The organism is Asanoa sp. NPDC049573, from assembly GCF_040676615.1.
Classification (GTDB): domain Bacteria; phylum Actinomycetota; class Actinomycetes; order Mycobacteriales; family Micromonosporaceae; genus Asanoa.
The window spans coordinates 220,600-233,488 of record NZ_JBFAPI010000002.1; the positions used below are offsets into that span (position 1 = coordinate 220,600).

Here is a 12,889-nt window from a genome sequence, read left to right on the forward strand (position 1 = left end):
ACAAACCCGGCGGGCTTGGCGCCACGCCAGTGCGTACCTCGGGGTTCAACTCAGACTAAACCGAATGAGCGTTAAGGGCAGCGGGGCCGGTTGTGAAAATCTGCACAAGGGACGGACGTTTTGGATTTCCCCGCTGGGTGTCGCGCTCTCCCGCGCAGATTCGCGCAGGGGGCCCATCGACGTCCCTCATCCGGTCCGGTGGTCACCCGCACGGACGGCAGGACCAAGACCACCCATCGGCGCCCCGGGCTGCCAAAACGCCTCTTCCCTCACGCTACGGAGTGACCTACGCTTTTCCTCATACGAGGGTTTTCTCCCTCACGTTCCATATAGGCATTTCCGCCCCATTCCTCCCCCTGGAGGCGGCATGACCAGCCCAGCAACCACCGACCAGCGACCGGAACCGGCGGACGGCGAAGACGAGCCTTCCGAGCCGGCCTGCGACGGCTCAGCGGAGCCGGCCGAGCCAGCTTGCGACGGCTCAGCGGAGCCGTCCCACCCAGCTTGCGACGGCCCAGCGGAGCCGGCCGAGCCAGCTTGCGACGGCTCAGCGGAGCCGTCCGACCCAGCTTGCGACGGCTCAGCGGAGCCGTCCGACGCCGACCTCGTCGACGCCGTCCGCTCCGGTGACACCGGCGCCTACGGCACTCTCTATGTCCGACACGCAGGCGGCGCCCGCCGGCTCGCCTGCTCGCTCGTCCGGGACCGCGCCGACGCCGACGATCTCGTCGCCGAGACGTTCGCCAAGGTGCTGGCCACGCTCCGGGCCGGCCGTGGCCCGGCCCGGGCCTTCCGGCCCTACCTCTACACGACGCTCAAGCACCTGCGATACGACCGGCTCCGCACCGAGCAGCGGGTGGAGTTCACCGACGACCTGAGCCGCTACGAGGCCGGCGTGCCGTTCGCCGACCCCACGGTCGCCCAACTCGACCGGCTCTACGCGGCCCGGGCCTTCGCCCGGCTCCCGGAGCGCTGGCGGGCGGTGCTCTGGCACACCGCCGTGCAGGGCGAGTCGCCGGCGCAGGTGGCCGGCCGGCTCGGGCTGACCCCGGGTGGGGTCGCCGCGCTGGCCTTCCGGGCCCGCGAGCGGTTGCGGCAGATCTATCTCCAGCAGCACGTGACGCCGGCGGACGCGCCGGCCTGCCAGCAGGTGGCCGCCCGCCTCGCCGGCTACGTGCGGGGCCGGCTGGCCCGCCGGGCCCGCAGCACGGTCGACGGCCACCTGGCCACCTGCGCCGACTGCCGGGCCGCGCTCGACGAGATCGCCGACCTTCCGGCGGCCGGTTGATCACGGTTGGCGCCCGCGCGGTCACCCGCCGCGTGGGCGCCGCCGCCGCTGATCACCGTCTGGTTAACGTTTCCGGCGCGGCAAACGGCCCGTGCGCACAGACGGTAGTCTCGGCCCGTGTCCGCAACCGTTGCCGACGACGAGTCGTCACCTTCGGCCCCACGCTCGGGGCTTGCCGGGTTGCAGGACCGATTCGGTCACCTGATCAAAGAGTTCGGCAAGTTCGGGATCGTCGGCGGCGTCGCCTTCCTCGTCGACCTGGTCCTGTTCAACCTGCTGATCTCCAACGCGGGCGAGCCGCCGCTGCTCGCCAAAACGATCTCCACCGTGCTCGCCGCGACCCTCGCGTTCGTCGGCAACCGGTTCTGGACGTGGCGGCACCGTGAGCGCAGCGGCCTGCGGCGCGAATACCTGCTCTATTTCTTCTTCAACGCTGTCGGTCTCGGCATAGGCCTGGCTTGCCTGGGTATCAGCCACTACGTGTTGGGAAGTTTCTGGCCAGGCGTCTTCCAGACGACGCTCGCCGACAACCTTTCCGCACAGATCGTCGGCACCGCATTTGGCACGCTGTTCCGTTTCTGGTCCTACCGGCGGTTCGTTTTCATCGATGCGGCGGCGCCACAGATACCGTCCGCTTCCCCAATGGTGACCAAGGGTGATTGAGCTAGTGATGTCGCCCCCAGCGCTCCCCATTGGCATCAACTGAACCGCCCATCTCCCGTAAGGTGGCCCAATGCGCGTTGACCGACTCCTGCCCGAACGGTGGCAGAAGCTGTTCCGCGAAGCGCTGAAGTTCGGCATCGTCGGTGGCGTCAACACCGTCATCAACTTCGTGGTGTTCAACGCCCTGGCGCTCACGGTCTTCCACGGTGGCCAACTCAAGGCCAACGTCATCGCGACGGTGTTCGCGACCTTCACGTCCTACTTCATGAACCGGCACTGGACCTACCGAGACCGTCCGAAGTCGGCCATGCGCCGCGAGACGATGCTGTTCATCGGGTTCAACACCGCCGGCCTGGTCATCGAGCTCGGCGTGCTGGGCATCGCCAAATACGGCCTGGGCACCGATAGCCTGCTGTTGCTCAACGTCTTCAAGTTCCTCGGCCTGGGCCTCGCGACGATCTTCCGGTTCTACACCTACCGCACCTTCGTCTTCCGTGCGGCGGCACCGGCCGCCGCGCCGGCCACGGTGCCCGCGCCGGCCAACCGCCGCGCGGTGGCGACGGTCAAGCACAACGGCCAACACCCGATCGACGGCGACGTGATCGCGACCTTCGACCCGGTGGCCGAGCTGGCCGAGGTGGTCGGCGAGTTCGAATCCGCCGGTTCGGCCCGCCGGCGCCGCTGAGCCGGCACCGTTGAAGATCCGCAGGATCAGCGGCGAGGAGCGGCTGCGCACGTCGTTCCCGCTCCAGTCCTACGCGTTCGACAAGTCGCCAACCGAGCAGGCCGTCTCCACCTACTACCGGGACATGCTGCCCTACCACTCGGGCAACCTGACGCTGGTCGCCGAGGAGAACGGCGCCACCGTCGCCGCGGTCTCCGGCATCCCGATGCGGCAGAACGTACGCGGGACGATCCTGCCCATGGTCGGCGTCGCCGGCGTGGCCACGCATCCGCTGGCCCGCCGCCGGGGCTATGTCCGGGCCCTGCTCAACCGCCTGCTCGAGTCGATGCGCGACGACGGCCACCCGGTCTCCGTGCTCTACCCGTTCCGGACCTCGTTCTACGCCCGGTTCGGCTACGTCAGCCTCCCCCAGCACCGCAGCGCCACGTTCTCCCCGGCCGGCCTCGGTGAGCTGGCCCGCGGCGAGCTGCCCGGCGACCTGCGCTGGCGGCGGATCGCCGACGGCTACGCCGACCACCGGGCGCTGACCCAGCGGCTGATGGCCCGCCAGCATGGCTTCGCGACGTTCCCCGACTTCCGCGCGGTGTCTCTGCGCGACGACCGCAAGTGGTCGGTCACCGCCCACGTCGACGGCCAGGTGGTGGGCGCGCTCTCCTACAAGATCGACGATCACCTGGGCGAGCTGAAGGGCGACACCCTGCTGCACACCGGGCCGCACGCCCGCACCCTGCTGCTCAGCTTCCTCGCCCGGCACGCCGACCAGGTCGACCGGGTCAAGCTGTGGCTGCTGCCCAGCGACACTCCCGAACTGTGGGCCGACGATCTCACCGTCGACACCAGGACGGACGTGCGGGTGCCCGGCTCGGCCGCACCCATGGCCCGGGTGCTGTCCGTCGAGGGGCTCGCAGGCATCGCGACCGGCCCCGCGGCGATCACCGTCGACGTGGTCGACGACCCGCTGCTGAACGGCCGCTACCACCTCGACGGCACGGGCGGCACGCTAGCGGTCTCCCGCAGCACCGAGCCGGCGGCCGCGACGCTCACCACGGCCGGCCTGTCGGCGCTGGTCTACGGTGTGCTCGACCCGGTCGAGATCCTGCTGCGCCGGCTCGGCCGGTTTCCGGTCGAGGCCGCCCAGCCGCTGCGGGAGCTGTTTCCCCCGCAGCCGCCCTTCGTCTTCGCCGAGTTCTAAGCCTCGGTGCCGCCGCCGGCCTCGGCCGCGCGGTGCTCGCGCATGATCTCCCGCATCTCGCCCTCGTCGAGGGTGCCGCGGTCGTGGTCGGCCGTGACCAACTCGTAAAGCAGCGTCTGGACCTTCTCCACCTGCGGGATGTCGCGCAGCACCTGCTGGCCCCGCTCCCCGGCCGACTCGATGACCAGCGTGCCGGTGCCGAGCAGGCGCTCCACGAAGTGCTGGTTCATCGAGTGGTCGTTGACCCGGCTCAGCGGGATGTCGTGCCGGTCGCGATTGAAGATGCCGACCTGGAGCAGGATCCGCTGGTCAGTGAAGACGTAATGGGTGGTCTGCCGGACCAGCACCGGCCGCAGCAGCAGCCAGACCAGCACGATCAGCGCGGCCGCACCGATGATCACACGCCCGATGCCGCTCGGCACGAAGATCAGGGCGACCACGGCGGCGGCGATCACCAGGATGCCGAGCAGGATGGGACGGGCGAGCGTCTTCCAGTGCGGGTGCACGTGCAGGACCACGCGCTCCTCACTGGTCAGCACGTCGTCGGGAAAAGCCACGGCACACCTCCGGGGCGGCACACTCAACGGTCGGGGTGAACCTACTGCCTCGCCCGTTCCGCGCGTACCCCCGGTTGTTGTCGGGTCTCAGCGCAGATGCAGCACATCGCCCGCGGCGACGGTCCGGTCGCCATGCGGGCCGTGCACGATCAGCCGGCCGCTGTCGTCGACCCCGGTCGCCTCGCCACCGAACTCGTCGCCGCCCGGTAGCAGCACCCGCACCTCCCGGCCGACCGTGGCGCACCGGCTCAGGTAGGCGCCGCGCAGCCCGCTGGCGGCCGCGTCGCCGTCGGCCGCGCGCCAGCGCTCGTACCAGGTGGCCAGGCCGCGCAGGATGGCCCGCAGCAGCGGGTCGCGGTCGGTCACCTCGGCGCCGGCCAGCCGCAGCGAGGTGGCCGGCAGCCCGGTCGGATTGGTCGGCAACTCGTCGGCGCGCAGCGTGACGTTGAGCCCCATCCCGATCACCACGGCCGGGGCGTCGCCCGACCCGTCGGCCACCCCTTCGGCCAGGATCCCGGCGACCTTGGCGCCGTTGATCAGCAGGTCGTTGGGCCATTTCAGCTCGGGCAGCACGCCCTCGGGCAGTTCGGCGAGCCGGTTGACCGCCTCGGCGACGGCAACACCGGCGAGCAAGGGCAGCCAGGCGTACGCCTTGGGCGCCAGCGCCGCCCACCCCAACTCGGGCCGGGCCGCACCGGGCCGCAGCAGCACACTGACGGCGATCCCGGCCCGCGCCGGCGACTGCCACTGGCGTCCCATCCGGCCGCGGCCGGCGGTCTGCCGCTCGGCGACCTCGACCAACCCTTCCGGCTCACCACCCTGCGCGGCGGCGGCGACGTCGGCGTTGGTGGAGTCGGTCTCGGCCCGGACGTCGAGCCGCGTCCAGAAGTCACCGGGCCCGGTCAACGCCCGCTGGAGTGCCTGCGCACGCAAGGGCGGACGGTCAAGGTCGGTATAGGGCGAGCCAGGCACCCGGCAAGCCTACGACCAGCCGTCGAGCGGCGGCCTTTCCCGCCGGGCGGCACCGTAGAGGCGGCCGGCGGCCCTTGGGTCGGCGCGCTGCTGCGCGCGGGCGTCCGCCCGGTTCGATCCGCGGCCCTCAGCCCGAATCGAGGCGTGAGCATCGGATCGGTCAAAAGCGCGACCATCGCCGCGACGTTGTCCGCGGGCAGCAGCGCCCGCCGTCGCACGGCCATCGCCGGCGATCGAGGCATCAGGCAGGGTCAGCCCGCGAGTCTGCCCATGGGCCTCGTCGCCGGCCAGCGCACGAGCGTCCGAGCGAGCCGACGCCCGAGCAGCGCCACCGCGGCCCTGCCGGGCGTCAACGCCCGCCGGGGGACGACCGTCGGGCCGAGCCGACGCCCCAGCAGCGCCACCGCGGCCCTGCCGGGCGTCAACGCCCGCCGGGGCACGACCGTCGGGCCGAGCCGACGCCCGAGCGCCACTGCGGCCCTGCCGGGCGTCAACGCCCGCCGGTACAGGACCTTCAGACCGAGCCGACGCCCCAGCAGCGCCACCGCGGCTCTGTCCGCCAGCGGCCGCGCCCGTCGGTGCACGACCGTCAGACCGAGCCGACGCCCGAGCAGCGCCACCGCGGCCCTGCGGACGCGCGGCCGCGCCCGCCGGCACACGACCGTCAGACCGAGCCGACGCCCGAGCGCCACCGCGGCCCTGCGCACGCGCGTCAGCCCGCGCCGGCATGTGGTCATCGCTTCGGGTTGCGCGGGCGTTGACGCGGGTCTGGTCGGGGGTGCGTTGGCGCGGGTGGCGGGCCGGCCCCGGCCGGCCGCCCGCCACCTGCGTGCTCCCGGGCGAGCCCGGGCTTCCGGCCGATTCGCCGCTCGAACCGAGCGGCCACAACAGCCGGTTCATGGTGAGGAGGACGCCGACGCCTCCGACCAGGAGGAGCATGCCGACGACCATCATCACGAGAGCTATAACGAATGGGGCAATCGTCGCGAAACGCTGGAGAGGGGTCGAGACCAATGGCACAGCATCGGGCAGCTTGACCGTCGTTACGATCGGCCGGTGACAGATCAACGCAGTGCCGATCAACGCAGGGCCGAACGCGACGTCCGCACCACGGCGGGGCGTCTGGCCGACCTCGCCGCCCGGACCGACGACGCGACCCACGCGGGTTCGGCGCGCGCGGTCGAGAAGCAGCACGCCCGGGGCAAGAAGACCGCCCGCGAACGGATCGGGATGCTCCTCGACGAGGGCAGCTTCGTCGAGCTCGACGAGTTGGCGCGGCACCGGTCGGTCGCGTTCGGACTCGACCAGACGCGGCCCTACGGCGACGGCGTGATCACCGGCTACGGCACCGTCGACGGGCGCCCGGTCTGCGTCTTCGCCCAGGATTTCACCGTCTTCGGCGGCTCGCTCGGCGAGGTCTTCGGCGAAAAGATCGTCAAGGTGATGGACCTGGCGATGAAGACCGGCTGCCCGGTGATCGGCATCAACGACTCGGGTGGCGCGCGGATCCAGGAGGGCGTCGTCTCGCTCGGCCTCTACGGCGAGATCTTCTTCCGCAACGTGCGCGCCTCGGGCGTCGTACCCCAGATCTCGCTGGTCATGGGTCCCTGCGCCGGCGGCGCCGTCTACTCCCCCGCGGTCACCGACTTCACCGTGATGGTCGACCAGACCTCGCACATGTTCATCACCGGCCCCGACGTGATCAAGACGGTCACCGGCGAAGACGTCGGCATGGAGGACCTGGGCGGCGCCCGCACGCACAACACCCGCAGCGGCAACGCGCACTATCTGGCCGCCGACGAGGACGACGCGATCGACTACGTCAAGGCGCTGCTTTCCTACCTGCCGTCGAACAACCTCGACGAGCCGCCGGTCTTCCCGGCCACCGCGCCGCTGGAGATCACCGACGCCGACCGCGAACTCGACACGCTGGTGCCCGACTCGGCCAACCAGCCCTACGACATCAAGACCGTCATCACCCACGTTCTCGACGAGGGCGAGTTCCTCGAGGTGATGCCGCTCTACGCGCAGAACATCGTGGTCGGCTACGGCCGGGTCGAGGGCCGGCCGGTCGGCGTGGTCGCCAACCAGCCGCAGCACTTCGCCGGCACGCTCGACATCGCCGCGTCGGAGAAAGCAGCCCGATTCGTGCGTACGTGCGACGCCTTCAACATCCCGGTTCTGACCTTTGTGGACGTTCCCGGTTTCCTGCCCGGCACCGGCCAGGAGTGGGACGGCATCATCCGGCGAGGGGCCAAACTCATCTACGCGTACGCCGAGGCCACCGTCCCCAAGCTCACCGTCATCACCCGCAAGGCTTACGGCGGCGCGTACGACGTGATGGGTTCGAAGCATCTGGGTGCCGACCTCAACTTCGCCTGGCCGACCGCGCAGATCGCGGTGATGGGTGCGCAGGGCGCGGTCAACATCCTCTACCGCAGCGAGTTGGCCGAGGCCGAGGACCCGGCCGCGCTGCGCGCCGCGAAGATCCAGGAGTACGAGGACACGCTGGCGAATCCCTACATCGCCGCCGAGCGCGGCTATGTCGACGCGGTCATCCCACCGCACGAGACGCGCACCCAGATCGTTCGCGGGCTGCGCGCCCTGCGCACCAAGCGCGAGACGTTGCCGCCCAAGAAGCACGGCAACATCCCGCTCTGATCTTGCCCTTGCTCTGCACGCTTGCGGGAAGCGCCCCGAGCGAGGCGGCGCTTCCCGCAGGGGTGCAGAGCAAGCGGTGATCAGTGTGCGCCGTAGCGGGCCAGCGGTTCCACCAGCGAGCGTTCCTCATAGGACAGATGCGAGAGCAGCGTGTCGGTCAGCAGGTCGACCTCGGCCCGCAGGCCTTTGAGATCGCCCTCGCCGCCGACCAACGCCACCAGCGCCCGGTCGACGCTCTCGATCACCTCATGGATGATCTTGTGTTCGGCCTCCAGCCGCAGGGTCACCGGGGCGAGGCGGGCGTCGGCCCGGCGCAGGAACGGCAGCATCGACTGGTCTTCGATGGTGTGGTGGGTGGTGACCAGCCGGCAGTACGACTCGCAGTAGGTGCCGAGCGTCCAGTTGTTCTGTCGCAACGTCATCTCGTTGATCGCCGAGCGTGCCTCGCCGACGCCGATCATCCCGGCCTCGACCTGGTCGACCAGGTCGCGCACCTGGGCCAGTTCCTGCCGCAGGTGGTCGTGGATGTCGATCAGCTGCTGGCCCCGCGCCTTCTCGTGCCGGGTGTATTTGTGGTCCTCGTCGATCCGGGGCGCGACCGGGCGCTCGCTCTCGTCCCAGACCGTGCGGTCGGCGAGCCGGGTGCCGTCGTCGGGCGTCGGAGTCAGACCGACTCCCGGGATCTCTCCGCGCACAGTGATCGACTCACCCGGCGCCGGCGTGGGTGCCGCCTCGGCCTGGGCCGGCGAGTCCGGTGCGGCTGGCGCCGCGGGCGCGGACGGACGCGAGCGCTCAGCGGCGACCCGCTCGCGCACCGCCGGCGCCACCTCGGCGCCGAACCGCTGGATCGCCGTCGCGTCGTCACCGGCCAGGATGTAGGCGCTCAGTCCGTGCGTCAGCGTCAGCTCGGCGAGCTGCTCGGCCCAGTCCTCGGCGCTCCCGCTGATCCCGCCACCACCGCCGCGACCGAACGAGCCGCTGACGTTGACCAACCGCCGGATCGCCCCGGGCTCCCGCCCGGCCTGCACGGCCGCGTCGTCGATCAGCTTGTTCATCTCGGGAAGCTGCTCGGGCTGCAGATAACCCAGCGTGGGCAGCCACCCGTCGGCCAGCCGACCGATCAACCGCAGCATCCGCGGTTTGTAGGCGCCGACCCAGATCCCGATGTCGTGCGCGGGCTCGGGACCGACCTTCGCACCGCGTACCCGGTAATGCTTGCCATCGACCCGCACCGACGGACCGGCCTGGCCCCAGATGCCGCGAATCACCGCGATCGCCTCTTCGAGCGCCTCGACCGACTCGGCCGGGGTCCGGTGCGGACCGCCGTTGGCGACGATCGCGTCCCAGAACGCGCCGGCGCCCAGCCCCAACTCGACCCGGCCCCCGCTGAGCAGGTCGAGGCTGGCCGCCGAGCGGGCCAGCATGGCCGGCGGGCGCAGCGGCAGGTTGGCGACGTTGGGCGAGACCGTGATCCGCTCGGTCCGGCCGGCGATCAGCGAGAGCAGCGTCCAGGTGTCGAGGAACGCCGCCTGGTAGGGGTGGTCCTGCGCGGTCACCAGGTCGAGCCCGGCCTGCTCGGTGAGCTGGGCCAGCGCGACGACGCGGTCGGGCGAGTCGGCGCGTGGCGTGATGAAGGTGCCGAACAGCAGCTCATGCCCGTAGTCAGTCACTGGTTCCTCCGGGAAGACACGGTTGACGCGTCAACCATAACGCAACTGGCTGATACGTCAACCAATGGCTATTGTCACAGCTATGGCCACTAACGGCACCCGCCCGCTCTCCGAGCGCGAGCAGCGGGCCTGGGACGGCTACCGCCGCATGCAAGGGCTGCTCGCCAGCCAGCTCAACCGGCAACTGCTGGCCGAGACCGGGCTGTCCGACGCCGACTTCGCGATCCTGTCGGCGCTGCTCGCCGCGCCCGAACACCGGCTCCGCGGGCTCGCGCTGCGCTGCGAGGTGCAGTGGGAGAAGAGCCGGCTGTCGCACCACCTCGGCCGGATGCAGACCCGCGGCCTGGTCGTGCGGGAAGACTGCGTCGAAGACTCGCGCGGCGCGGTGTTCCGGCTCACCGACGCCGGGCGGGCCGCCGTCGAGGGCGCCGCCGACGACCGGCTGGCGGCGGTCCGGAGCTACCTGCTCGACCTGCTCACCCCGGAGCAACTCGACGCGCTCGCCGAGATCAGCGACGCCGTGCTGGGCCGGCTCGCGCAGGACGACCCGCACCGCCGCGCGGTCGCCGAACTGGCCCGCGGCACCTGACCGTCAGCAGGGCGGCGTCGCGGCCGTGCAGAGCCAGGCCGCGGCCCGCTTGGCCAGGCGCCGGGTGGTTTCGGCGCTCTCGCCGTTCACCTGCTCGACCGTGGCGACCAGGTCGCCGACCCGCACCACGACGACGGCCGAGACGCTGAGCACGACAGCGGGGCTGGCGCCGGTTATCCGGTGCTCGAACAGCACCGACTCGTCACCGGCGAAATCCCGGTCGAGCTGGAGCCAGACATGCGTCGTCTTGACCTTGTATTGCTCCTTCGCCAGTTCGGGGTCGCCGGACAGCAGGCCGATCGAGCTGTATTTCGGACACGCCTGGGTAACCGCGACGGCTTCCCGCACCAGGTCCCGTGCGGCGCCGCCGGGCAGCCGCATCACGCTCTGGTGCAGCACGGGGAGCCCGGTCTCCGCCTTGTTCGGGACCTTCGGCGGGAACTCGAGCGTCTGGTCCCGCCGGTATTGGTAGACGCCCTGGTAGGTGGGCACCTTCGCGAACGCGGGACAGCCGGCGAGCGTGAACGCCCACGCGCCGACCGGCTGGTTCTGCTCGACCGAGACCCGGGCCGCCACCAGCCCGGGCCCGACGTCTTCGGGTGTCAGCAACGCCTCGGGCGGGATCCACTCGGCGTTGTCGGGCGTGATCGTGGTGCTCGCGGGCGGCTCCGGCGCCGCGGCGAACGTGTCGGCGGTGGGCGCCGCCGGCTGAAACGGCCGGGTCGCTACGACCCACACACCAGACATCAGCAGGAACACGGACAGCGACGCGGCGATGGCCGCCCGGCGGTTGCGGCGGCGGGCGATCTTCCGGATCTCCTCGCCCGCCGGCCACCGCACCCGGCCGAGGTCGGCGGCCAACCGTTGGGTCAGGTCGATCTCGTCACGCATCGGCCACCTCGCCGAGCTCGACGGCCAGCAGCCCGGCCAGCGCGGCCCGGCCGCGGGCCAGCCGGGCCTTGACCGTGCCCTCCGGCGCCCCGGTCTCCCTGGCCACCTCCGCGACCGGCATGCCCATCAGGTAGTACAACGCGATCGCGGTGCGTTGCTCCTCGGGCAACCGGCGCAACGCCGCGACCACCTCGACGGTGTCGGTGGTCGGCGGCGGCACCGACTCGACGGCGCCGTGCCGCAGATAGGCGCGGGCCCGGCTGCGCAGGCTCCGCCAGCGACTCACCGCGATCCGCGCGGCGACCACCCGCATCCACGCCTCGGGGTCGTCGTAGTCGCGCACCGTCGACCACCGTTGCCAGGCCCGGATGTAGGCCTCCTGCACGGCGTCCTGCGCTTCGGAGAGGTCACCGGTGAGGACGTAGACGAACCCGAGCAGCCGTTGCCGGCTGGCCCGGTAGAACTCGTCGAAGTCCGCGCCGTCCACGAAAGGCAACACGCTCCGGCGTTCGGTTCGGTTGCCGGGTCAGGTGGTGATTCCCGCCGCTGACAGGATCGGGTCGGCCAGCAGGTAGCCGCCGACGACCAGCGCGACGAGGCTGACCAGGCCGAAGAAGCCGACCCAGAACAGGCCAGGCACGTGGGTGACCCGGGCCAACTGGTCGGCGTCGGAGTCGGGCAGCCGGCCCCGGCTGCGCAACGTCTGCAGCTCGCCGACCGGTCGCACGCCGCCGATCAGCAGGAACCAGACGGCCAGGTAGGCGAACACGGCCTGCACCTGCGGCGAGCCGAACCAGGAAACGCCGAAGACGACCGCGCCGGTGACCACGACCGAGAAGACGCCGTACGGGTTGCGAATCATGATGAGCATGGCCAGGAGCAACAGCACCGTCACCCAGAGCAGCAGCGTGATGTGGTTGCCACCCAACAGGAACGCACCACCGAGGCCGAGCAGCGACGGCGCGATGTAGCCACAGGACAGCGTCACCGCCATCCCCAGCCCGGTCGGCCGGCCCGCCGACAGGGTCAGACCCGAGGTGTCGGAGTGCAGGCGTACGCCGCGCAACCGCCGCCCGGTGAGCAGCGCCGCGAGGGCGTGGCCGCCTTCGTGCGCGATCGTGATGGCGTTGCGCGCCACCCGCCACGGGCCGCGCACCACGACGATCGCGAACGCCAGCAGGGCGGTCACCACGACCAGCCAGGAAGGCGGGTCGGGTTGCGCGCCGAAGAGGCGATCCCAGATGTCCGTGACCTCGTCGAGGGGCATGGCCCGCGACAGTACTACGCGTCGCGCTCCAGCGGGATGGCGGCCGGAATGCGGCGGCGCAGGCGGAGCATCGCGGCGCCGACGGTCAACAGCGCGCAACTCGCGAGGCCGATCAGCAGGGTGAGGCCGGCGTTGACCACCACGAGGGTCAGGTCGCCGAGGGCGATCAGCGACCAGAGCAGGTAGCTCGGGATCGACCCGGGTCGACGGTGATACATGTCGTCACCTCCCTCCGTTCCGCGGATGTCAATACCCCGCGGGCCGGGCGGCAACCCTCACCGTTTCGCCGGCTTGAACCCTTCGAGGATCACGGCCAGTTCGTCACGGCTCGACTGCCATTGCGAGTCGGGGGTGCTCCAGTAGATGGAGTAGGCCTGGTCCTTGGCAGTGATGAAGCCCCGGTTGAGCACATGCAGCCGGGTGCCGCTGTTGCTGTTGTAGGTGAACTCCCAGT

The 12,889-nt window shown here is 71.0% G+C and carries 12 protein-coding genes and 1 pseudogene; 6 read left to right on the forward strand and 7 right to left on the reverse strand.

The annotated features are described in order from the left end of the window. The first annotated feature begins 367 nt into the window (after positions 1-367). From AB0J74_RS04610 to AB0J74_RS04625, 4 genes and pseudogenes are all read left to right on the forward strand, one after another. Positions 368-1,288, forward strand: coding sequence for a sigma-70 family RNA polymerase sigma factor (locus AB0J74_RS04610; protein WP_363444646.1), 921 nt, complete (start codon positions 368-370; stop codon positions 1,286-1,288). 117 nt (positions 1,289-1,405) lie between these two features. Continuing rightward, on the forward strand, positions 1,406-1,951 hold the full coding sequence (locus AB0J74_RS04615; protein ID WP_363444649.1) for a GtrA family protein: 546 nt from the start codon (positions 1,406-1,408) through the stop codon (positions 1,949-1,951). 70 nt (positions 1,952-2,021) lie between these two features. Next, positions 2,022-2,612: pseudogene (locus tag AB0J74_RS04620) on the forward strand (GtrA family protein); the annotation flags it as partial. Positions 2,613-2,646: 34 nt separating this feature from the next. Further along, the gene (locus AB0J74_RS04625; RefSeq protein WP_363444652.1) at positions 2,647-3,828 is read left to right on the forward strand and encodes a GNAT family N-acetyltransferase; all 1,182 of its coding nucleotides are present in this window, start codon (positions 2,647-2,649) and stop codon (positions 3,826-3,828) included. Here the strand turns inward: AB0J74_RS04625 and AB0J74_RS04630 are convergent. Continuing rightward, complete coding sequence (locus AB0J74_RS04630) at positions 3,825-4,385, reverse strand: PH domain-containing protein (RefSeq protein ID WP_363444655.1); 561 nt, start codon at positions 4,383-4,385, stop codon at positions 3,825-3,827. The two genes, AB0J74_RS04625 and AB0J74_RS04630, sit on opposite strands and share 4 nt — an antisense overlap. Positions 4,386-4,472: 87 nt before the next feature. Next, positions 4,473-5,357 carry a biotin--[acetyl-CoA-carboxylase] ligase gene (locus tag AB0J74_RS04635; RefSeq protein ID WP_363444658.1) on the reverse strand — a complete coding sequence of 295 codons (885 nt, stop codon included), beginning with the start codon at positions 5,355-5,357 and terminating at the stop codon, positions 4,473-4,475. Positions 5,358-6,413: 1,056 nt separating this feature from the next. On the opposite strand from AB0J74_RS04635, the gene AB0J74_RS04640 reads away from it, so the two are divergent. Further along, complete coding sequence (locus tag AB0J74_RS04640; RefSeq protein WP_363444661.1) at positions 6,414-8,018, forward strand: acyl-CoA carboxylase subunit beta; 1,605 nt, start codon at positions 6,414-6,416, stop codon at positions 8,016-8,018. 80 nt (positions 8,019-8,098) lie between these two features. Here the strand turns inward: AB0J74_RS04640 and AB0J74_RS04645 are convergent, their stop codons facing one another. Beyond that, complete coding sequence (locus tag AB0J74_RS04645) at positions 8,099-9,688, reverse strand: LLM class flavin-dependent oxidoreductase (RefSeq protein WP_363444664.1); 1,590 nt, start codon at positions 9,686-9,688, stop codon at positions 8,099-8,101. An 82-nt stretch (positions 9,689-9,770) separates the two neighbouring features. On the opposite strand from AB0J74_RS04645, the gene AB0J74_RS04650 reads away from it, so the two are divergent. Continuing rightward, positions 9,771-10,277, forward strand: coding sequence for a MarR family winged helix-turn-helix transcriptional regulator (locus tag AB0J74_RS04650; RefSeq protein ID WP_363444668.1), 507 nt, complete (start codon positions 9,771-9,773; stop codon positions 10,275-10,277). Positions 10,278-10,280: 3 nt separating this feature from the next. Here AB0J74_RS04650 and AB0J74_RS04655 read toward each other — a convergent pair whose 3' ends face one another. From AB0J74_RS04655 to AB0J74_RS04670, 4 genes are read right to left on the reverse strand one after another with little or no spacing between them, the layout of a single operon-like run. Next, a complete protein-coding gene (locus AB0J74_RS04655; RefSeq protein WP_363444671.1) occupies positions 10,281-11,168 on the reverse strand; it encodes a hypothetical protein in 888 nt (295 codons plus the stop codon). Then, a complete protein-coding gene (locus tag AB0J74_RS04660) occupies positions 11,161-11,664 on the reverse strand; it encodes a SigE family RNA polymerase sigma factor (protein ID WP_363445441.1) in 504 nt (167 codons plus the stop codon). Before AB0J74_RS04660 ends, AB0J74_RS04655 begins: the two co-directional genes overlap by 8 nt. 30 nt (positions 11,665-11,694) lie before the next feature. Further along, positions 11,695-12,435: a M50 family metallopeptidase gene (locus AB0J74_RS04665; protein WP_363444674.1), complete on the reverse strand. Its 741-nt coding sequence runs from the start codon at positions 12,433-12,435 to the stop codon at positions 11,695-11,697. Positions 12,436-12,449: 14 nt separating this feature from the next. After that, a complete protein-coding gene (locus tag AB0J74_RS04670; RefSeq protein WP_363444677.1) occupies positions 12,450-12,653 on the reverse strand; it encodes a hypothetical protein in 204 nt (67 codons plus the stop codon). Positions 12,654-12,889 lie beyond the last annotated feature (236 nt).